Genomic DNA, 19,780 nt, shown 5'->3' with positions numbered 1-19,780 from the left:
GCTCACCCGTCAGGCCCGGGCGAACCGCCGCACCCCGGCCGCCGCGAGGCCCGCGGCAAGCACCAGCACGGCCACCGACGCCGCCGCACCGTGGTCCGCGCGGTGCAGCACCCACGCGGCCCCGGCCACCACGAGCCACCCGCGCAGGTACCACGCGCCCAGCACGAGCATCGACATGTCGCCGTTCGGGGTCATCATCGGCGTGAACAGCCCGGGCGGCGCCGCCGTCGCCCCGGCCACCCAGACCTGCGCGCCGAGCGCCAGCCCGGTCACGACGAGCACCGCGACGAGCGCGTCCGCCCCGGCCCCCGCGGCGCCCGCCACGGCGACCAGCAGCCCGGCCGCGGCGGGCACCACCGCGTGCCCGGCGACGGCGCGCCCCGCGGTGCCGGGCAGCAGCGCGCCGGGCGACGGCTGGGCCGCGAACGCGTGCAGGCCGCCCGACCAGGTGCGCGCCGCGGCGTAGAGCACCAGCGCACCGGCCGCCGTCGCGAGCGCCGGGCCGCCGTCCGCGCCGACGCGTACCAGCAGGGCCCCGGCGATCCCGGCCACGAGCGACGCCGCGGCGGCGGCGGGGCGACGGCGCTGCCCGAGCAGGTCCCTCGCCACCAGGGGCGCGCGGCGCAGCAGCCGGGCGGGCAGCCGCGCCGCACGGCCGGCGTACGCCCGCGGCCCGAGCACGTCCGACACCGCCCCGGAGTCGCCGCCGACGAGGCCCCGCCCGGCCGTCACGGTGCGCGCCTGGCCCGCGGCCGCGCGGTCGACGTCCAGCTCGTCCGGCAGCACGCGCACGACCAGCCAGGCCGACGCCAGGCCGACGACGGCGGCCAGCGCCGCGCCCGCGAGGGCGGCTCCTGTCCCGGTCGGAGCGGGTCCCGGCGCCTCGAGCGCCGCGGGCGCCCGCGCGGCCAGGGCCGCCACGACGCCGACGGCCAGCAGCAGCACGGTGACGCCGACCGCGGCGCGCCGCCGCCCCGGCGCCTGCGCCCCCGCCCCCACCGCCAGCGGCACCTGCGCCAGCAGCGCGGCGCCGGCGCCCGCGACGAGCAGCGCCCCCGGCTCGGCGGCGGCCGGGCCGCCCGCGAGCCCCGCGGCGGCAGCGGTCGCGGCGAACGCGCCCAGCGCCGCGGCACCCGCCGCGAGCAGGAGGGCGCGGCGGCGCAGGACGTCGCGCGGGCGGAACTGGCCGGACAGCGCGAAGGCCGCCTCGGCGGGGCTGGTCCACAGCGGGCCCCCCGCCCGGGCCGCGGCGAGGCCGGCCAGGGCGGCGACGCCGAGCGCCAGCGCCGTCCCCGCGACGAGCACGGTCGCCCGGCCGCCCGTCCCGCCGTCCACCCCGAGCGACGGCACCGCGGCGACGGCCTGCGCGAGCGCGCTCCACAGGATCGGGCCGTAGACCAGGGCGAGCAGCACCACCCCGTACCCGAGGTACACCCGGTCGTGCGGGTCGCCGCCGGACTCCGCCGCCCGCGCGACGAGCGTCCGGCGCCGCTGCGACGCGACCCACCGCCGCCAGCGCGGGTAGGGCACGCGGCTGCCGTCGTCCACGTGCCCGGCCGCGAGCCCCGGGGCGCCGGTCACGACGCCCGTCGCTGCGGACCCGGCGCCGCGAGCTCGACCTCCTGGCCCCGTCGGGCGAGGTCGGCGCGCAGGTCGGGGTCGTGCGTGGCGACGAGCAGGGCCCGGCCGGCGTCGAGGGCGCCGGCGAGGAGGCGCCGGGCGACCGCGCGCCAGCGGGCGTCGAGCCGCTGCTCCGGCTCGTCGAGGAGCACGAGGCGGGCCGGCCGGTAGAGCGTCGTCGCCAGGGCGAACATCTGCCCCTCCCCCGACGACAGCTCCCCGGGGAGCTGGTCGCGCACCCGGTCGAGCTCGGCCGCCGCGAGCGCCGCCTCGACGTCCGGACCGGGATGCCGCCCGGCCCACGCGGACGCGACGAGCCGCAGGTGCTCGGCCACGGTGAGGTCCGGGTACGCGGACAGGCCGCCGAGCAGCAGCGCCACGTCCTCGCGCCGCCGCAGCCGCGCCCTGCCCGCGGGGAGGCCGAGCACGCGCACCTCGCCCGAGGTGGGCTCGTCCTTGCCGGCGACCAGCCGCAGCAGCGTGGACTTCCCGCTGCCGTTGGCCCCGACGACGGCGGCCGCCTCGCCGGGCCCGAGCCTCAGCGAGGTGGGCGCGAGGACCTGCACCGTCCCGTGCGTGCGGGACGCCTCGCGGACGTCGACGAGCGGCTCAGCGGCCGCCCGGCCGCTCAATAGCCGCTGCCCCCGGCGGGCGCCCGCCCGCCGGAGAAGCCCGCGAGCACGCCCGCGGTCCCGGAGAGCCCCAGCCGCGTGGCCCCGGCGCCGATCATCGCGAGCGCGTCGTCCAGCGTGCGGATCCCGCCCGAGGCCTTGACCCCCAGCGCGTCGCCCACGGTGGCGGCCATGAGCTCCACGGCGTGCACGGACGCGCCGCCCGCGGGGTGGAACCCGGTCGACGTCTTGACGAAGTCGGCGCCCGCGCCCTGCGCGGCCCGGCAGACGGCGACGATCTCGTCGTCGGTCAGCGTCGCGGACTCGATGATCACCTTGAGCAGGTGCCCGTCGGGGACGGCGGCGCGCACGGCCGCGACGTCGGCCCGGACGGCGTCGAACGCGCCCTCCTTGGCCGCGCCGACGTCGATCACCATGTCCACCTCGTCGGCGCCGTCGGCCACGGACCGGGCGGCCTCCGCCGCCTTGACCGCGCTGACGTGCTTGCCCGAGGGGAAGCCGCACACCGTCGCCACGGCGAGGCGCCCGGCGGCGACGCGTGCCGCGTGCGCGACGAACGTCGGCGAGATGCAGACCGAGAACACCCCGAGCCGGGCGCCCTCCTCGACCAGGGCGGTGACGTCGGCGGTGGTCGCCTCCGGCTTGAGCAGCGTGTGGTCCACGTACCCCGCGAGCGCGATCGGGTCGGCAGGCAGGCTCCGGTCGGTCATCGCTGCGCTCCCTCGACCTGCTGGTACCCCGGCAGGATGACGTCGTCGACGAGGGCGCGGCGCTCGTCGTGGTGCATGAACGCGCTCCACGCGGCGGTCAGCGTGACGTCCGCCAGGTCGTCGATCGTCCAGCCCGCCTCGGTGACGAGCCTCGTCATCTCGTTGCTCATGGACGTGCGGGACATGAGCCGGTTGTCCGTGTTGAGCGTGACCGCGAAGTCCAGCTCCTTGAGGCGGGTGATCGGGTGGTCCGCGACGGACGTCGCCGTCGTGGCCCCCGTCTGCAGGTTGGAGACGGGCGCCACCTCGAGCGCGATCTGGTGGTCGCGCACCCAGTGCGCCAGCCGGCCGAGCTCGGCGCGGCGCTCGCCGTCGTCGTCGAAGCCCTCGTGGAACGTGATGTCCTCGACGATCCGCACGCCGTGCCCGAGGCGGTCGGCCTGCCCGAGGTGCACGGCCTCGGCGATCGACGCCGGCCCGGCCGCCTCCCCCGCGTGGATGGTGGTCGGGAAGTCCTGCTCGGCCAGGTAGCGCCAGATCTCCGCGTGCCGCGACGGCGGGAAGCCGTCCTCGGGACCGGCGATGTCGAAGCCCACCACGCCGCGGTCGCGGTGCGCGACCGCGAGCTCGGCGATCTCTTGCCACCCGTCCGTGTGGCGCATCGCGGTGACGAGCTGCCCGACGCGGATGATCTGCCCGCGCGACGCCGCCTCGCGGATGCCCTCGTCGATGCCGGCCTGCACGGCCTCGACCGTCTCGGGGAGGGTCAGGCCACGGCCGAGGTGCTGCTCGGGCGCCCAGCGCTGCTCGGCGTACACGACGCCGTCCGCGGCCAGGTCCAGGACCGCCTCGCGCGCGACGCGGGCCAGCGCGTCGGCCGTCTGCATGACGGCGATCGTGTGGTCGAAGGTCTCCAGGTACCGCACCAGCGAGCCGGAGTCGGCCGCCTCGACGAACCAGGTGCCGAGCGCGTCGGCGTCCGACGCCGGGAGCTCGTGTCCCACCTCGGCGGCGAGCTCGAGCACGGTCTGCGGTCGCAGGCCCCCGTCGAGATGGTCGTGCAGGAGCACCTTGGGCAGGGCAGGGATCACGTCGACGAGGGCTTGCGTCATGGGGCCAACCTACCGGCCGTCAGCCCGCGTCGTCGGCGCCGGGCTCGTCCGGCTCCGGCACCTCCTGGCTCTGCTCGACGACGTCCGCCTCCGCGGCCTCGCCGTCCAGGTCGGGACGGGCGTGCCGCGGCTGGTACTCCTCCGCCCGGCGCTCGCCCGCCTGGGCGTCGGGGGCCGCCGCGTCGTCCGTCAGGGCGTCCTCGACCAGGCTCGTGGTGTCGTCGGGGTCCTCCAGCCCGGCGTCTCGCCAGGCGTCGTCCGGGACGGTGCTCATGGGGCTCTCCCTTCGCTCGACGGCGGTGCGCTCCCATCGTGGCCCCCGACCCGACGGCGCGCCAGGGGAGCCCGTCAGCCCCGCGCGTCGCGAGGCAGCAGCGCCCACACGACGTGCGGCCAGCCGCCGAGCGCGGGGGCGACCAGGCGCGGCTCCCCGTCACCGGCCCCGCCCGCCGCCACGAGCCCCGAGAGCTGCACCGCGTGCAGCCGCGCCGCCGACGGCTCGTAGATCGTCGCGACGCCGCCCCGGACGGCCGTCAGCAGGACGACGTGCCGCGGCACCGCCGTCGACGCGCCGTGGGCGAGGTCGCCGCCCGTGTACAGGGGGACGGGGACGCCCGCGGCCGCCGACTCCGCGGCGGCGACCAGCACCCGGGCGGCCGAGCGGCCGCCCACCACGCGGTGGGTGTAGCGCACCCGCCCGTACCGCGCCACGGCCGCCGCGCCCCACGGCGGCGTGCCGAGGGCGGCGGGCCACAGCCGCGCGCCTCCGGGCCCCCGGGTGGCGCGGTCGTGCAGCGCGCGCTGCCACGCGGCGAACGTCGCGGCGGCGCCGGGCGGGCGGCGGCTCAGCTCGAGCGCGCGCCGTGGGTCCCCCGCGAGCGCCAGCATGGCCAGCACCGCCGCCCCGCACGTGCGCTCGTCGGCCTGCCTGGCCGGGGCGACCACGCCGCCCGCGGCGGGGAGCGTCAGGGTGCGCGGACGTCCCAGGGCAGGCATCGGCACGTCCCGGCCGAGCGGGTCGAGCACCTGCGCCCGCACCGAACCGTCGAGCGCGTCGAGCGCGGGCAGCAGGTCGTCCGGCGTCGCGGGCCGCGCGAACCGCCCCGCGGGCGGCGGCACCGGCGGCGGGCCGGCGAACGCCCCCGCGGCAGCGAGCGCGTCCGTCAGGCGCAGCGTCCGCGCCACCGCCTCGCCCGTCCGCGCCGCACGCACCACCCGGCCGGCCCGCTCAGCTGACCCGGTCGAGCACGAGCGGCCGCCCGCCGGGGGCCCCCGCGTCGTCGACCGACCACTGCCCGTCCAGCGCGGCCCGGGCGCGGTCGAAGCGCTCCGGCGTGTCGGTGTGCAGGGTGAGCAGCGGCTGGCCCGCGGCGACCTCGTCGCCGGGCCTCGCGTGCAGCTCGACGCCCGCCCCGGCCTGCACCGGGTCCTCCCGGCGCGAGCGTCCCGCACCGAGCCGCCAGGCCGCGATGCCCACGGCGTACGCGTCGAGCCCGGTGAGCACCCCGGAGCGGTCCGCGAGCACGTCCTGCCGCTCGCGCGCCCGAGGCAGTGGCGCGTCCGGGTCGCCGCCCTGGGCCGCGATCATCCGGCGCCAGACCGCCTTGGCGCGCCCGTCGGCCAGCGCCGCGCGCACCTCGGACTCGGGCACCGGGCGGCCCGCGCCCGCGAGCATCTCCACGGCCAGCGCCACGGTGAGGTCGACGACGTCCGCCGGGCCGCCGCCGTCCAGCACCTCCATCGACTCGCGCACCTCGAGCGCGTTGCCCGCCGTGCGCCCGAGCGGCACCTGCATGTCCGTGAGCAGCGCGACCGTGCGCACGCCCGCGTCGGTGCCGAGGTCGACCATCGTGCGCGCGAGCTCCCGCGCGGCGTCCAGGTCCTTCATGAACGCGCCGGAGCCCACCTTGACGTCGAGCACGAGCGCGCCGGTGCCCTCCGCGATCTTCTTGCTCATGATCGAGCTCGCGATGAGCGGCACCGACTCGACCGTGCCGGTGACATCGCGCAGCGCGTAGAGCTTCTTGTCCGCCGGCGCCAGGCCGGCGCCGGCGGCGCAGACCACCGCGCCCACGTCCTCGAGCTGGTCCATGAGCTCGGCGTTGCTCAGCGACGCGCGCCAGCCGGGGACGGACTCGAGCTTGTCGAGGGTGCCGCCCGTGTGGCCCAGGCCGCGGCCCGAGAGCTGCGGCACGGCCACCCCGAACGACGCCACCAACGGCGCGAGCGGCAGCGTGATCTTGTCGCCGACCCCGCCCGTGGAGTGCTTGTCCGCGGTGGGGCGCGACAGGCCGGAGAAGTCCATCCGCTCGCCGGACGCGATCATCGCGCCCGTCCAGCGGGCCACCTCGGGCCGCGTCATGCCGCGCAGCAGGATCGCCATCGCGAGGGCCGACATCTGCTCCTCGGCCACGGCGCCCCGGGTGTAGGCGTCCACGACCCAGTCGATCTGCGCGGCCTCGAGCGGGAGCCCGTCGCGCTTGGTGCGGATGACGTCGACGGCGTCGAACGGCTCGCTGCCCGGCACGGTCATGCCTCGCTCCCCCGGTAGCGGTCCAGGTCCGGCGCGCCGAACGCGTCCGGCAGCACCTCGGTCATGGGCACGACGCCCCGCACCGACTCGACCAGCAGGTCCGGGCCGCCGTGCTCCCACAGCAGCTGCCGGCACCGCCCGCACGGCATGAGCGTCCGCCCCGCCCCGTCCACGCAGGTGAACGCGACCAGCCGCCCGCCGCCGCCCGTGACCAGGGCCGACACGAGCGAGCACTCCGCGCAGAGCGTCACCCCGTAGGCGGCGTTCTCGACGTTGCAGCCCACCACGACGCGCCCGTCGTCCACGAGGGCGGCGGCCCCCACCGGGAAGCCGGAGTACGGCACGTACGCCCGCTCGACGACGTCCCGCGCCGCGGCGCGCAGCGCCTCCCAGTCGACGGTCGGCCCATCCGTGCTCGCCATCGCTACTCCTTGATGTAGGGCGTCCCGGACGCGGCCGGCGCCCGCGACCGGCCGACCAGCCCGGCCACGGCCAGCAGCGTCACCACGTACGGGAGCATGAGCATGAACTGGCTCGGCACCGGCGAGCCCACGACCGACAGCACGTTCTGCAGGTTGGTGGCGAAGCCGAACAGCAGGCCGGCCAGCGCGGCGCGCAGCGGGTCCCACTTGCCGAAGATGACCGCCGCCAGGGCGATGAAGCCCGCGCCGGCCGTCATCTCGCGCCCGAACTGGTTGATGGAGACGACCGTGTAGAACGCGCCCCCGAGCCCGACCACGGCGCCGCCGATCAGCACGGCGCGGTAGCGCGTGCGCAGCACGTCGATGCCCACCGTGTCCGCCGCCTTGGGGTGCTCGCCCACGGCGCGCACCCGCAGGCCCCACCTGGTGCGGAACAGCGCGTACGAGACCGCGGGCACCGCGAGGTACATGAGGTAGACGACGATGGTCTGGTTGAACAGGACCGGCCCGATCACCGGGATGCTCTCCAGCCCGGGGATCGGCAGGCGGGGGAAGCGGACGGTCGAGTTGAGCGTGTCGGCGTTCGGGACCAGCACCTCGGAGTAGAAGAAGCTCGTCAGGCCGATGACCAGCACGTTGAGCACCACGCCGACGATCACCTGGTTGACGTGGTAGGTGATGGTGAACAGCGCCAGCACCAGGGCGACGAGGGCGCTCGCCAGCACGGCCGCGACCAGGCCCGCCCACGGGTTCTTCGTCAGGGACGCGACGATCGCGGCGACGAAGGCGCCGGCCAGCAGCTGCCCCTCGATCGCGATGTTGACCACGCCCGCCCGCTCGCCGATGACCCCGCCGAGGGCGCCGTAGACGAGCGGCACCGACAGCCCGATGGCGCCGCCGAGCAGGCCGACCACCGAGATGTCGCGCGGGCTGCCCGCCCCCGCCCAGGCGAGGAACCCGACGAGGAGCGCGGCCGCGAAGACGGCGATCGCCCAGACGGGCACGCGCCGCCCCGACCGGGTGCGGACGACGGCGAGGGCCACGACGGCCAGCCCGATCACGGCGCACACCCAGGCGGTGGCCATGGCCGGCACGACGAGCGTGGACAGCACCACGAAGTCCGTGCTGGTCGAGAGCGCGAACCGGGCCGACCCCTCGTGCGGCGCCAGGAGCAGCATCAGCGCGTACAGGGCGAGGACGACGCCGAGGCCGATCACGGCCTTCCACGTCACCGGGGCGACGGCGCGCGGCGCGGAGGCCGGGGCCGCGGCCCCGGGCTGGTCGACGGTCGTGGCGGTCATGCCTGTCCCTCCCCGGCGCCCTGCGCGCCTGCCGCACGTCGGCGGTCACGTCGGCCCTCACGACGGCCCTCACGACGACGCGGCGTCCGCTCGGGCTGGGGCAGGCGGAAGACCGCCCGCACGAGCGGCGGCGCCGCGATGAACAGCACGATCAACGACTGCACGACCAGGACGATCTCGATCGGGATGCCCTCGGCGGCCTGCATCGCCGAGCCGCCGGCCTTGAAGGCGCCGAACAGGATGCCCGCGCCGAGCACGCCCCACGGCGACGAGCCGCCCAGCAGGGCCACGGTGATGGCGTCGAAGCCGATGCCGGCGTCGATGTCGGTGCTGAAGCCGGAGGTCACCGTGCCGAGCACCTGCTGGGCGCCCGCGAGGCCCACGAGACCGCCCGCCACGAGCATGACCAGCACCGTGGTGCGCGGCACGTCGATGCCGGCCACCCGCGCGGCCTTGGGGTTCTCCCCGACGGCGCGGAAGGCGAAGCCCGTGCTCGACCGGTTGAGCAGCCACCACACGCCGACGACGGCGAGCAGCGCGAGCACGAAGCCCCAGTCGAGGTTGTACTCGCTGCCCAGCAGCGGCGGCAGGACGGCCGAGTCCTGCATCGGCGGCGTCTTCGGGTACGCGGAGCCGGGGGCCTGCATGAGGCCCGGCGTGGACAGCAGGTACGACAGCAGGTAGAGCGCCACGTAGTTGAGCATGATCGTGACGATCACCTCGTGGGCGCCGGTGCGGGCCTTGAGCAGGCCGGCGATGCCGGCCCAGAGCGCGCCGGCGGCGACGCCCGCCACCAGGCACACCAGGAGGTGCAGCGGGAACGGCAGGCCCGTGACGGCGAAGCCGATCCAGCCTGCCGCGGTGGCTGCCACGAGCATCTGCCCCTGGCCGCCGATGTTGAACAGCCCGGCCCGGAAGGCCAGGGCGACGCCCAGGCCGGCCGCGATGAGCGGCGTGGCGTTGGCGAGCGTCTGCGTCAGCGGCTTGATCCCCTGCGCGAACGAGTCGGCGCCGAAGTTGTACACCGCGCCCTGGAAGAGCGCCGAGTAGGCGCCGCCCACCGCCTGCCCGATCGCTGCGAGCGTGTCCGACGGGCGCGAGAAGAAGTACGGCGCCGCCGCCTGCACGGCCTCGTCCGTGACGACGATGAGGATCGAACCGGCCAGCACGGCGAGCACGATCGCGCCGAGGGCGACGGCCCAGCCGCCCGACGTCGCGCGGCGCACCGCGTCGCGCCACCGCTGGCCCGACTCCTCCACGACGGCCGCCTGCTCGCGCGCCGCCTCCTGCTCCAGCTCCTCCGCGAGGCCCGGCTCCGCGGTCGGGTCGACCGTCTCGAGGGCCTCGTCGAGCGGGCTGTCGGGCTCGCGCTCGGGCTTGTCGCCGCTCACGCCGCGTCTCCTTCGCTCTGGGGTCCGGCCGGCGAGCCGCCCTCCGGGGCGACGCCGGCCATCATCAGGCCGAGCACGTCGCGCGGGGTGTCCGCCGGCACGATGCCGACCACGCGGCCGCGGTACATCACCATGATCCGGTCGGCCAGGGCCACGGCCTCGTCGAGCTCCGTGGACACCACGACCACCGGGATCCCGGAGTCGCGCGTCTCGACGACGCGCTTGTGGATGAACTCGATCGATCCGACGTCGACGCCGCGGGTCGGCTGCGCCGCGACCAGCAGGCGCAGCTCGCGGGAGAGCTCCCGCGCCAGCACGACCTTCTGCTGGTTGCCGCCCGACAGCCGGCCCACCCGCGTCTCGATGCCCTGGGTGCGGACGTCGTACTCCGCGACCTTCTCCCGCGCGAACTCGTCGCGCGCGGCGAGCTGCAGGGCCCCGCGCCGCACGAACGGCGGCCCGTCCGTGCGGTCGAGCACCAGGTTCTCCGCGATGGTGAACTCGCCGACCAGGCCGTCCTCGTTGCGGTCCTCGGGCACGAACCCGACGCCCGCCTGCAGGATCCGGCGCACCGAGCGGCCCACCAGCTCCGTGCCGTCGAGCCGCACGCTGCCCGTCACCTGCTCCTGGAGGCCCACCAGCGCCTCGGTCAGCTCGGTCTGGCCGTTGCCCTGCACGCCGGCGACGACGAGCACCTCGCCGCCGCGGACCGTGAAGCTCACGTCGTCCACCAGCACCTGGCCGTCGGCCCCCGTGACCCGCAGGTCCGTGACGGCGAGCTCGTTGTCGGTGGTGCGCGGCGCGTCCTTGCGCACTGTCAGCTCGACGGCACGGCCCACCATGAGCGACGCCAGCTCGGCGTCGGTCGCGCCCGGGCTCGCCTCGCCGACGACCTTGCCGTGCCGCACCACGGTGATGCGGTCGGCGACGGCGCGCACCTCGCGCAGCTTGTGGGTGATGAAGACGATCGCCGCGCCCTCGTCGCGCAGCTGCCGCATGATCCCCATGAGCTCGTCGGTCTCCTGGGGGGTCAGCACGGCCGTCGGCTCGTCGAAGACCAGCACGTCGGCGTCGCGCGAGAGCGCCTTGATGATCTCGACCCGCTGCTGCACGCCCACGGGAAGGTCCTCGACCAGGGCGTCCGGGTCGACCTGGAACCCGAACCGGTCCGCGATCTCGGTGACCTTGGTCCGGGCGCTGTCCAGGTCGAGCACGCCCGCGGCCCGCGTGGTCTCGTGCCCGAGCATGACGTTCTCGGCGACGGAGAACACCGGCACGAGCATGAAGTGCTGGTGCACCATGCCGATCCCGGCGGCCATCGCGTCGCCGGGGCCGTCGAAGGCCTGGACCTCGTCGTCCAGCAGGATCTGCCCCTCGTCGGCCTGGTACAGGCCGTAGAGCACGTTCATCAGGGTGGACTTGCCGGCGCCGTTCTCGCCCAGCAAGCAGTGGATCTCGCCCGGCTCGACGACCAGGTCGATGTGGTCGTTCGCCACGAGGGCGCCGAAGCGTTTCGTGATGCCGCGCAGCTCGAGCCTCATGCTCTGCCTTCCATCGGTCGCGGGTGGTCGAGGTGTCGTCGAGGTCGCACCGCGGCCAGCCTCTCACCGGGACGGCGTCGTCGCCGCCCGCCGGCGAGGCGCCGACCGCCGCACCCCGCAGAGTGCAGACGGTGGCGCGGCCCGGGGCCGCGCCACCGTCGATGACCTGGGACGGGGTCCGTCACCGGGTCGGCGTCACTCCTCGTCGATCTTCGACTCGACCGTGACCTCACCCGAGATGATCTTGTCCTGGAGCGCGGTCACCTCGTCCATGAGGGCGGGGTCGACCTTGTCCTCGAAGTTGTGCAGCGGCGCGATGCCCACCCCCTCGTTCTCGAGGGTGCCGATGTAGTCGGACGCGTCGAAGTCGCCCTTGGCGGCGGACGCCACGGCCTCGTACGTGGACACGTCCATCTTCTTGAGGATCGACGTCAGCACGTACGGCTGCGTGGACGGGTCGGACTCGTAGAGGTCCGCGTCGACGCCGATGAGGGCGACGTCCTTGCCCGAGTCCTGGATCGCGGCGATCGCGGACTGGTAGATCGGCCCGCCGACCGGCAGGATCACGTCGACGCCCTGGTCGAGGATGTTCTGCGCCGTCGTCTTCGCCGTCTCGTTGGCCTCGAACTTGCCGGTGAACGAGCCCTTGTCGCCGCCCGAGTAGCCGATGACCTGGACGTCCTTGCCCTTGACCTCGTTGTAGTACTCGACGCCCTGCTTGAAGCCGTCCATGAAGATGGTGACGGTCGCGATCGCCTGGCCGCCGAACGTCCCCACCTTGCCCGTCTCCGAGTAGCCCGCGGAGAGGTAGCCGGCCAGGAAGGCCGCCTGCGCCGTGTCGTAGAGCAGCGGCTTGATGTTCTCCGCCTTGGCCGACTGGTCGACGAGGATGAAGTCGGTGTCCGGGTTGGCGGTGGCCGCCTCCTCGGTCGCTGCCGACAGGTTGAAGCCCACCGCGATGATCGGCGAGCAGTCCTGGCCGACCAGCGACTCCATGTTCGGCTGGTAGTCGGTCTCGGTCTGCGACTGGACGGGGGTCAGCTCCGCGCCGAACTCGTCCGCGGCCTTCTGCGCCCCCTCGAAGCTGAGCTGGTTGAAGCTCTTGTCGTCGAACCCACCCTGGTCCGAGACGATGCACGGCTTGAAGCCCTCCACCGCGGTGGCGGCGCTGCTGTCGCCGCCGGACTCCTCGGGGGCCTCCGCACAGGCCGCCAGCGCGAGCGCGGCGACGCCGGCGAGGGCGGTGAGCTGGATCGCTCTCTTCACCTGTCGCTCCTGTCGATCGTTCGTCGGGCCGGGGTCGTCCGGCCCGTCACCGACGGAAGCCTAGCCACCGGGGCCCCGACCGAGAACCGCAGGAGACGAACCCGCAGGAGTCGTTACCGAAGCGGTATCGACGCGTCCCTCGCCGGAACACGACGGAACATGCCGGCAACTTTCCGGCGTCTCACGGCTGCAACGCGAAACGTCCCAGCAACCGGGCACCCACGGCGATCGCCCGCTCGTCGACGACGAGGTCGCCCTGGTGGATGTCGTAGCGCCGCTCCCCCGGGGTCCCGGTGCCCAGGCGGGCCATCGCCCCCGGCACCTTGGTGAGGTACCAGGCGAAGTCCTCGCCCCCGAGCGACTGCTCGGTGAGCACCACGCCGTCGGGGCCCAGCACGGCCGCGCCGGCCGCCTCGAGCGCGCCCGTCACGGCCGCGTCGTTGTCCACCGGCGGCACGCCGCGCGCGTGCCGCACGGTCACGTCCACCTCGTAGGGCGCGACGACCTGCTCCACGGCGTCGTGCAGCACCTGCCCGGCCCGCTCCCACGCGCGCACGTCGAGGCAGCGCAGCGTGCCGCCCACCGTGCCCGTCGCGGGGATCGCGTTGTGCGCGTTGCCCGCGTGCACCGCGCCCCAGGTGAGGTTGACGCCGGAGCGCGGGTCCAGCCGGCGGCCGAGCACCGCGGGCACCTGCGTGATGACCTGCCCCAGCGCGTACACGACGTCGCCCGTCAGGTGCGGGCGCGAGGTGTGCCCGCCGGACGACGACAGGGTCACCGTCACGGTGTCCGACGCGGAGGTGATCGGGCCGATGCGGGTGCCGATCTGCCCCACGTCCAGCTTGGGCTCGCAGTGCACGGCGGCGATGCGGTCGACGCCGTCGAGCACGCCCTGGGCGATGACGTCGTGCGCGCCACCGGGCATCACCTCCTCGGCGGGCTGGAAGACCAGCCGGGCCCCGCGCTCGAGCAGCCCCTCGTCGTGCAGGGCCGCGAGCGCCAGGCCCGCGCCCAGCACGACAGTGGTGTGGACGTCGTGGCCGCACGCGTGGGCCACGCCCGCCACGACGGAGCGGAACGGCAGCCCGCACGAGTCGTCGAGCGGCAGCGCGTCGATGTCCGCGCGCAGCGCCACCCGGCCGAGCCCGTCGGGCGACCGGTCCGGGCCGACGTCGCAGACCAGGCCGGTGCCCTCCAGCAGCCTCGGCTCCAGCCCGGCGGCGCGCAGCCGGTCGGCCACGAGCGCGGTGGTGCGCACCTCCTCGCGGCCGAGCTCGGGGTGCGCGTGCACGTCGCGGCGGATCTCGACCAGCTCGGCCTCGAGCCCCGCGACGATCTCGTCCAGCCGCGCGCCGGCGGCGTCGCCGGTGCCGGGGGCGCTCACAGGACGTCCTCGCGGCCGTGCGTGCGCATCGCGTCGACCATGTCCTTGACCTGCTGCGCGCGGGCACGGGTGGTGACCAGCAGCGCGTCGGGGGTGTCGACCACGACGACGTCGTCGATGCCGAGCAGCGCGACCACCCGGTCGCCGCCGGGCACGACGACCGACCCCGCGGACTGGACCCGCACCACGTCGGCCGGGTCGCCCAGCACCTTGGACCCGCCCTCGTCGTCCGAGGGCAGGAGCGCGGCGAGCGAGTTGAAGTCGCCCACGTCGTCCCAGCCGAACGTGCCGGGCACGACGGCGACGCCGCCGGTCGCCGCGACGGGCTCCGCGACGGCGTGGTCGATCGCGATCTTCTCCAGGCCCGGCCACACCCGGGCGACGACCGCGGCGCGGTCCGGGGTGTCCCACGCGGCCGCGATCTCCCGCAGCCCGTCGTGCAGGGCGGGGCGGTGCGTCGCCAGGTGGCCCAGGAGGACGGAGCTGCGGGCCACGAAGATGCCGGCGTTCCAGCGGTACTCGCCGGACGCCACGTACTCGCGGGCGGTCGCGGCGTCGGGCTTCTCCGTGAACCCGCGCGCGTGCAGGGCGCTCGGCGCACCCTCGACGCCCAGCGGGTCGCCGCTGCGCACGTAGCCGAACGCCACGGACGGGCGGGACGCCGCGATGCCGATGGTCGCGACGTAGCCGGCGCGGGCCGCCGCGACGGCCTCCCGCACCGCGGCGTCGAACGACGCCGCGCCGGACACCACCTGGTCCGCGGCGAACGAGCCCACGACGACGTCCCCGTGCCGCCGCTCCAGCACGGCCGCGGCCAGCCCGATGGCGGCCATCGAGTCGCGCGGGGACGGCTCGGCGAGCACGGCGTCCTCGGCCAGCTCGGGCAGCTGCTCCCGCGCGGCCGCGACGTGCGCCTCGCCGGTGACGAGCACGACCCCGCCGCCGGCGAGCGGCCGCAGGCGGTCGACCGTGCCCTGCAGCAGCGTGCGGCCCGCGCCCGTGAGGTCGTGGAGGAACTTCGGCGCCCCCGCGCGCGACAGCGGCCACAGGCGGGTGCCGGCACCCCCGGCGGGGACCACGGCGTAGAACCCGGGGACGGGTGGACGGGTGGGGGTCGCCCCCGTGCTCGTGTCCGCGCTCATCCGGTCAGCATAAGCGTGCTGACGGCCGGGCCGTCCGCGACGTCAACCCTGTGGAATAGGTCACGAAAGACACCGGAGCGTCCCGGTTTGCCGGACCTCGTGTGCCGTGAGACGACCGGATGTCACTACAGTGACCGTGAACGGAATCCACACAGAATCCGCCAACGGAGGCTCCCCCCGTGCCTACAGCACCTGCTGGCACGCTCTACCGCGGCCGTGAAGGCATGTGGTCCTGGGTCGCGCATCGCGTGACCGGCGTGCTCATCTTCTTCTTCCTCCTCGTGCACATCCTGGACACGGCTCTCGTCCGGGTGTCGCCCGAGGCCTACAACGCCGTCATCGGGACGTACCAGACGCCGATCATGGGACTCGGGGAGGCCGGCCTCGTCGCCGCGATCGTCTTCCACGCGTTCAACGGCATCCGCGTGATCCTGGTCGACTTCTGGGCCAAGGGCCCGAAGTACCAGAAGGCCATGCTCTGGATCGTCGTCGGCCTGTTCGTCGTGACCATGGCCGGGTTCCTGCCGCGGCACCTGATGAACGTCTTCGGAGGTGGGCACTGATGGCCACGACACAGACCGGGTCCCAGACCCCGTCCGCGATCGCCGCCCCGCGGTCCCCGTACGCGCGTCGCAAGACCACCCGCGGCAACTACGAGCTGTACAGCTGGGTGTTCATGCGGGCGTCCGGCGTGGTGCTGCTCGTGCTCGTCTTCGGGCACCTGTTCGTCAACCTCATGGTGGGCGACGGCGTGCACGCGATCGACTTCGCCTTCGTCGGCGGCAAGTGGTCCAGCCCCTTCTGGCAGGTCTGGGACCTGCTGATGCTGTGGCTCGCGATGATCCACGGGACCAACGGCGTGCGCACGATCATCAACGACTACGCCCAGAAGGACTCCACCCGCGGCGTGCTCAAGGCGCTGCTGTACCTGGCGTTCACGATCGTGGTCGTGCTCGGCACCCTCGTGATCTTCACGTTCAACCCCTGCCCGCCGGACGCCCCGGCCGAGCTCCTGCCGTCGATCTGCTTCCCGAACTAAGGACTGGCACCCCCCGATGCAGACACATCAGTACGACGTCGTCATCGTCGGCGCAGGCGGCGCCGGCATGCGGGCGGCGCTCGAGGCCTCCGGCGAGGCCCGCACCGCCGTCATCTCGAAGCTCTACCCCACCCGCTCCCACACCGGCGCCGCCCAGGGCGGCATGGCGGCGGCCCTCGCGAACGTCGAGGAGGACAACTGGGAGTGGCACACGTTCGACACCGTCAAGGGCGGTGACTACCTGGTCGACCAGGACGCGGCGGAGATCCTCGCGAAGGAGGCCATCGACTCGGTCCTCGACCTGGAGAAGATGGGCCTGCCGTTCAACCGCACGCCCGAGGGCCGGATCGACCAGCGCCGGTTCGGCGGCCACACCCGCGAGCACGGCCAGGCCGCGGTGCGCCGCGCCTGCTACGCCGCGGACCGCACCGGCCACATGATCCTGCAGACGCTGTACCAGAACTGCGTGAAGCAGAACGTCGAGTTCTACAACGAGTTCTACGTGCTGGACCTGCTCACGGACCACGACCTCACCACCGAGCAGCTCGAGGACGGCGCCGAGGTCAACGCGACCGGCGTCGTGGCCTACGACCTGGCCAGCGGCGAGATCCACGTGTTCCAGGCGAAGGCGATCATCTTCGCCACCGGCGGCGCGGGCAAGATCTTCAAGACGACGTCGAACGCCCACACCCTCACGGGCGACGGCATGGCGCTGGCGTACCGCCGCGGCCTGCCGCTCGAGGACATGGAGTTCTTCCAGTTCCACCCGACGGGCCTCGCGGGCCTCGGCATCCTCCTGTCGGAGGCGGCGCGCGGCGAGGGCGGCATCCTGCGCAACTCCGAGGGCGAGCGCTTCATGGAGCGCTACGCCCCCACCATCAAGGACCTCGCGCCGCGCGACATCGTCGCCCGCTCGATGGCCAACGAGGTGCGCGAGGGCCGCGGCGCCGGCCCGAACAAGGACTACGTGCTGCTCGATCTGACGCACCTGGAGCCCGCGCACATCGACGCGAAGCTCCCGGACATCACCGAGTTCGCGCGCACGTACCTGGGCGTCGAGCCGTACACCGAGCCCGTCCCCGTCTACCCGACGGCGCACTACGCGATGGGCGGCGTGCCCACCAACGTGCAGGGCGAGGTGCTGCGCGACAGCCACACCGTCGTCAAGGGCCTCTACGCGGCCGGCGAGGTCGCGTGCGTGTCGGTGCACGGCTCCAACCGCCTCGGCACCAACTCGCTGCTCGACATCAACGTCTTCGGCAAGCGTGCCGGCCGCGCGGCCGCGGCGTACGCCAAGACGGTCGCCCAGCACAAGGAGCTGCCCGAGAACCCGACCGCCCGCGTCGAGGCGCAGCTCGCCGAGATGCGCGACCGCCCCGACGGCGAGCGCGTGGCGGACGTCCGCAAGGCGCTCCAGGAGACGATGGACGCGAACGCCCAGGTGTTCCGCACCGGCGACTCCCTCAACGAGGCGCTCGCCGAGATCCGGGAGCTGCAGAAGCGGTACCGGAACGTCTCCGTCCAGGACAAGGGCAAGCTGTTCAACACGGACCTGCTCGAGGCGATCGAGCTCGGCTTCCTGCTGGACATCGCCGAGGTGACGGTCGTCGCCGCCCTCAACCGCAAGGAGTCGCGCGGCGGTCACTACCGGGAGGACTACCCGGACCGCGACGACGCGAACTACATGCTGCACACGATGGCGTACCGCCGTCCGACGTCGGCCCCCGACGCCGGCGACGGCCACGTCCCGGGCTACTTCGACCACGTCGAGGACTTCGGGGACTACAAGGTCGTCCTGGGGTCCAAGCCCGTCATCCAGACCCGGTACGAGCCCATGGAGCGGAAGTACTGATGACTGCTGTTCTCGAGAACCCCGCGACCCCGGCGGCCGAGCCGAAGGCCGGCGCCGTCCCCAGCTTCGAGGTCACGCTCCGCATCCGGCGGTACAACCCCGAGTCGGAGCACGGCGAGGAGTCGACCTGGGACGACTTCACCGTCCAGGTGCACGGCACCGACCGCGTGCTCGACGCGCTGCACATGATCAAGTGGGAGCAGGACGGGAGCCTGACCTTCCGCCGCTCGTGTGCTCATGGAGTCTGCGGCTCCGACGCCATGCGGATCAACGGCCGCAACCGGCTCGCCTGCAAGACGCTCCTCAAGGACGTCAACCCGGACAAGCCGATCACGGTCGAGCCGATCAAGGGCCTGCCCGTCGTCAAGGACCTCGTGGTCGACATGGAGCCGTTCTTCGCCTCCTACCGCGAGATCATGCCGTTCCTCATCACCTCGGGGAACGAGCCGACGCGCGAGCGCCTGCAGTCCGCCGAGGACCGTGAGCGCTTCGACGACACCACCAAGTGCATCCTGTGCGCCGCGTGCACGTCGTCCTGCCCCGTGTTCTGGACCGACGGGCAGTACTTCGGTCCGGCCGCGATCGTCAACGCGCACCGGTTCATCTTCGACAGCCGCGACGAGGGCGCCACGCAGCGCCTGGAGATCCTCAACGACAAGGAGGGCGTGTGGCGCTGCCGCACGACCTTCAACTGCACCGAGGCCTGCCCGCGCGGCATCGAGGTCACCAAGGCGATCCAGGAGGTCAAGCGCGCGATGATCACGCGCGCGTTCTGACCCCTCGCCCCACCCTGCGGACGCTCGACTCCCGCAGCGCCCAGGAGCCCCGTCGTACCCCGCGTACGACGGGGCTCCACGGCTTTCCGGACCCCTGGCCGCGGCGCACCACGCGCTCGATCTCCGCGGCGTCCCGCATGGCAGCCACCTCGGCCTCGGCGTGCGCGATCTCGTCCAGCCGCGGCGGGTCGTAGACCCACGCGCACACCAGCAGCAGCACGCGGGCGACGAAGTTCACCAGCACCAGCACGGTCACGAGGCCCGCGAACGCCGCGAGCAGGGCGTTGCGCTCGGCACCCGCCGCCACGACCGACGTGCCCAGCCAGCGCAGCGCGCCCGCGACCACCCCGGCGGCGAGGCAACCGAGCGCGAAGTCCCGCGTCCGGCGTGGTCGGACCCGGGCGACGACGCGCACGATCAGGTACACCAGGAGCGCGTCGAGCAGGATCCCGACGACAGCCGTGCCGATCGCGGTGATCTGGGCCACCACGACGGACCCGCCGAACAGGGCCTCGACCCTGCCGCTCACGGCCTGCGAGACGATGCTTGCCGCGGCGGACGCCACGATCATCCCGCCGAGGATGACGAAGCCGAGCAGCTCCCAGATCCTCGACAGCACGGGGCTGACACCCACGACGGGCTGGTCGAACATCGACCGTACTGAGATCCGCAGGGCGCGCATGAACCCGATGGCGGTCCAGAGGAACACCACGGTGGCCGTCACGCTGTACCACGTGATCACGCTGGGCAGCACCAGCTGGGACGGCTGGATGACGTACTTGTCGCCCTCTCCCACGAGTCCCGGGAGCCACGTGTTGATCTGCTTGAAGACCTCGTCCTGCAGCTCCGGCCGCCCGGAGAGCGTGCGCGAGAAGACCGTGAAGCCGATCGTGAGCGCGGCGAAGAGCGAGAAGATCGCCGTGTAGGCGATGCCGCCGCACAGGAGGGCGCCGCGGCGGTCGACGTACCAGTACCAGGACCGCACGGGCCGCAGGCTCTTGAACCACTCGTAGACGGTCAGGGACCGCTCCCTGACATGCTCGAGTCGGTCGTTCACAC

Annotated in this window: 19 protein-coding genes; 4 read left to right on the top strand and 15 right to left on the bottom strand. The window is 74.2% G+C overall.

Annotation, left to right across the window (positions count from 1 at the left end; all coding sequences use genetic code 11):
• Nucleotides 1–9: 9 nt before the first annotated feature.
• From AAG589_RS08525 to AAG589_RS08460, 14 genes are all read right to left on the bottom strand, one after another.
• A complete protein-coding gene (locus AAG589_RS08525; RefSeq protein WP_430566811.1) occupies nt 10–1,581 on the bottom strand; it encodes a hypothetical protein in 1,572 nt (523 codons plus the stop codon).
• Nucleotides 1,578–2,252, bottom strand: coding sequence for an ABC transporter ATP-binding protein (locus AAG589_RS08520; protein WP_430566810.1), 675 nt, complete (start codon nt 2,250–2,252; stop codon nt 1,578–1,580). The genes AAG589_RS08525 and AAG589_RS08520 overlap by 4 nt, the downstream gene beginning before the upstream one ends.
• Nucleotides 2,249–2,962, bottom strand: coding sequence for a deoxyribose-phosphate aldolase (deoC, locus tag AAG589_RS08515; RefSeq protein ID WP_430566809.1), 714 nt, complete (start codon nt 2,960–2,962; stop codon nt 2,249–2,251). The genes AAG589_RS08520 and deoC overlap by 4 nt, the downstream gene beginning before the upstream one ends.
• On the bottom strand, nt 2,959–4,074 hold the full coding sequence (locus AAG589_RS08510) for an adenosine deaminase (RefSeq protein ID WP_430566808.1): 1,116 nt from the start codon (nt 4,072–4,074) through the stop codon (nt 2,959–2,961). The genes deoC and AAG589_RS08510 overlap by 4 nt, the downstream gene beginning before the upstream one ends.
• Before the next feature lie 19 nt (nt 4,075–4,093).
• A complete protein-coding gene (locus AAG589_RS08505; protein ID WP_430566807.1) occupies nt 4,094–4,348 on the bottom strand; it encodes a hypothetical protein in 255 nt (84 codons plus the stop codon).
• A 74-nt stretch (nt 4,349–4,422) separates the two neighbouring features.
• Nucleotides 4,423–5,259, bottom strand: coding sequence for a hypothetical protein (locus tag AAG589_RS08500; RefSeq protein WP_430566806.1), 837 nt, complete (start codon nt 5,257–5,259; stop codon nt 4,423–4,425).
• Nucleotides 5,260–5,302: 43 nt separating this feature from the next.
• Nucleotides 5,303–6,607 (bottom strand): thymidine phosphorylase, encoded by a 1,305-nt coding sequence (locus AAG589_RS08495; RefSeq protein WP_430566805.1) that lies wholly within the window; start codon nt 6,605–6,607, stop codon nt 5,303–5,305.
• The gene (locus AAG589_RS08490) at nt 6,604–7,029 is read right to left on the bottom strand and encodes a cytidine deaminase (RefSeq protein ID WP_430566804.1); all 426 of its coding nucleotides are present in this window, start codon (nt 7,027–7,029) and stop codon (nt 6,604–6,606) included. The genes AAG589_RS08495 and AAG589_RS08490 overlap by 4 nt, the downstream gene beginning before the upstream one ends.
• Nucleotides 7,030–7,031: 2 nt before the next feature.
• A complete protein-coding gene (locus tag AAG589_RS08485; RefSeq protein WP_430566803.1) occupies nt 7,032–8,330 on the bottom strand; it encodes an ABC transporter permease in 1,299 nt (432 codons plus the stop codon).
• Entirely contained in the window at nt 8,327–9,721 is a 1,395-nt protein-coding gene (locus AAG589_RS08480) for an ABC transporter permease (protein ID WP_430566802.1), read from the bottom strand. The genes AAG589_RS08485 and AAG589_RS08480 overlap by 4 nt, the downstream gene beginning before the upstream one ends.
• Nucleotides 9,718–11,262, bottom strand: coding sequence for an ABC transporter ATP-binding protein (locus tag AAG589_RS08475; protein WP_430566801.1), 1,545 nt, complete (start codon nt 11,260–11,262; stop codon nt 9,718–9,720). Before AAG589_RS08475 ends, AAG589_RS08480 begins: the two co-directional genes overlap by 4 nt.
• Nucleotides 11,263–11,457: 195 nt before the next feature.
• Nucleotides 11,458–12,528 carry a BMP family lipoprotein gene (locus AAG589_RS08470; RefSeq protein WP_430566800.1) on the bottom strand — a complete coding sequence of 357 codons (1,071 nt, stop codon included), beginning with the start codon at nt 12,526–12,528 and terminating at the stop codon, nt 11,458–11,460.
• A 181-nt stretch (nt 12,529–12,709) separates the two neighbouring features.
• A complete protein-coding gene (locus AAG589_RS08465; RefSeq protein ID WP_430566799.1) occupies nt 12,710–13,912 on the bottom strand; it encodes an amidohydrolase in 1,203 nt (400 codons plus the stop codon).
• Nucleotides 13,909–15,054, bottom strand: a complete 1,146-nt coding sequence (locus AAG589_RS08460; protein WP_430566798.1) for a mannose-1-phosphate guanylyltransferase — start codon at nt 15,052–15,054, stop codon at nt 13,909–13,911. The genes AAG589_RS08465 and AAG589_RS08460 overlap by 4 nt, the downstream gene beginning before the upstream one ends.
• A 179-nt stretch (nt 15,055–15,233) precedes the next feature.
• Between AAG589_RS08460 and sdhC the strand changes: the two genes are divergently transcribed.
• From sdhC to AAG589_RS08440, 4 genes are read left to right on the top strand one after another with little or no spacing between them, the layout of a single operon-like run.
• A complete protein-coding gene (sdhC, locus tag AAG589_RS08455) occupies nt 15,234–15,617 on the top strand; it encodes a succinate dehydrogenase, cytochrome b556 subunit (RefSeq protein ID WP_380317955.1) in 384 nt (127 codons plus the stop codon).
• Nucleotides 15,617–16,093 carry a succinate dehydrogenase hydrophobic membrane anchor subunit gene (locus tag AAG589_RS08450; RefSeq protein ID WP_430566797.1) on the top strand — a complete coding sequence of 159 codons (477 nt, stop codon included), beginning with the start codon at nt 15,617–15,619 and terminating at the stop codon, nt 16,091–16,093. Before sdhC ends, AAG589_RS08450 begins: the two co-directional genes overlap by 1 nt.
• Before the next feature lie 16 nt (nt 16,094–16,109).
• Entirely contained in the window at nt 16,110–17,945 is a 1,836-nt protein-coding gene (gene sdhA / locus AAG589_RS08445; RefSeq protein WP_430566796.1) for a succinate dehydrogenase flavoprotein subunit, read from the top strand.
• Nucleotides 17,945–18,721 (top strand): succinate dehydrogenase iron-sulfur subunit, encoded by a 777-nt coding sequence (locus AAG589_RS08440; RefSeq protein ID WP_430566795.1) that lies wholly within the window; start codon nt 17,945–17,947, stop codon nt 18,719–18,721. The genes sdhA and AAG589_RS08440 overlap by 1 nt, the downstream gene beginning before the upstream one ends.
• On the opposite strand, the gene AAG589_RS08435 is transcribed toward AAG589_RS08440, so the two are convergent.
• Entirely contained in the window at nt 18,705–19,778 is a 1,074-nt protein-coding gene (locus AAG589_RS08435; RefSeq protein ID WP_430566794.1) for a YihY/virulence factor BrkB family protein, read from the bottom strand. The genes AAG589_RS08440 and AAG589_RS08435 overlap by 17 nt on opposite strands.
• Between the last annotated feature and the right edge of the window lie 2 nt (nt 19,779–19,780).

Origin of the sequence: Isoptericola sp. F-RaC21 (assembly GCF_038593535.1) — a bacterium.
GTDB lineage: Bacteria > Actinomycetota > Actinomycetes > Actinomycetales > Cellulomonadaceae > Isoptericola.
The sequence above is the reverse complement of the archived record's forward strand: the minus strand, read 5'-3'. Positions and strand labels throughout refer to the sequence as shown.

Bases quoted from the DNA above. Each gene is read 5' to 3' on its own strand.
- AAG589_RS08505 (WP_430566807.1), bottom strand. From the start codon at position 4,348: ATGAGCACCGTCCCGGACGACGCCTGGCGAGACGCCGGGCTGGAGGAC.
- sdhA (WP_430566796.1), top strand. From the start codon at position 16,110: ATGCAGACACATCAGTACGACGTCGTCATCGTCGGCGCAGGCGGCGCC.
- AAG589_RS08490 (WP_430566804.1), bottom strand. From the start codon at position 7,029: ATGGCGAGCACGGATGGGCCGACCGTCGACTGGGAGGCGCTGCGCGCC.
- AAG589_RS08475 (WP_430566801.1), bottom strand. From the start codon at position 11,262: ATGAGGCTCGAGCTGCGCGGCATCACGAAACGCTTCGGCGCCCTCGTG.
- AAG589_RS08460 (WP_430566798.1), bottom strand. From the start codon at position 15,054: ATGAGCGCGGACACGAGCACGGGGGCGACCCCCACCCGTCCACCCGTC.
- AAG589_RS08510 (WP_430566808.1), bottom strand. From the start codon at position 4,074: ATGACGCAAGCCCTCGTCGACGTGATCCCTGCCCTGCCCAAGGTGCTC.
- AAG589_RS08485 (WP_430566803.1), bottom strand. From the start codon at position 8,330: ATGACCGCCACGACCGTCGACCAGCCCGGGGCCGCGGCCCCGGCCTCC.
- deoC (WP_430566809.1), bottom strand. From the start codon at position 2,962: ATGACCGACCGGAGCCTGCCTGCCGACCCGATCGCGCTCGCGGGGTAC.
- AAG589_RS08495 (WP_430566805.1), bottom strand. From the start codon at position 6,607: ATGACCGTGCCGGGCAGCGAGCCGTTCGACGCCGTCGACGTCATCCGC.
- AAG589_RS08450 (WP_430566797.1), top strand. From the start codon at position 15,617: ATGGCCACGACACAGACCGGGTCCCAGACCCCGTCCGCGATCGCCGCC.
- AAG589_RS08440 (WP_430566795.1), top strand. From the start codon at position 17,945: ATGACTGCTGTTCTCGAGAACCCCGCGACCCCGGCGGCCGAGCCGAAG.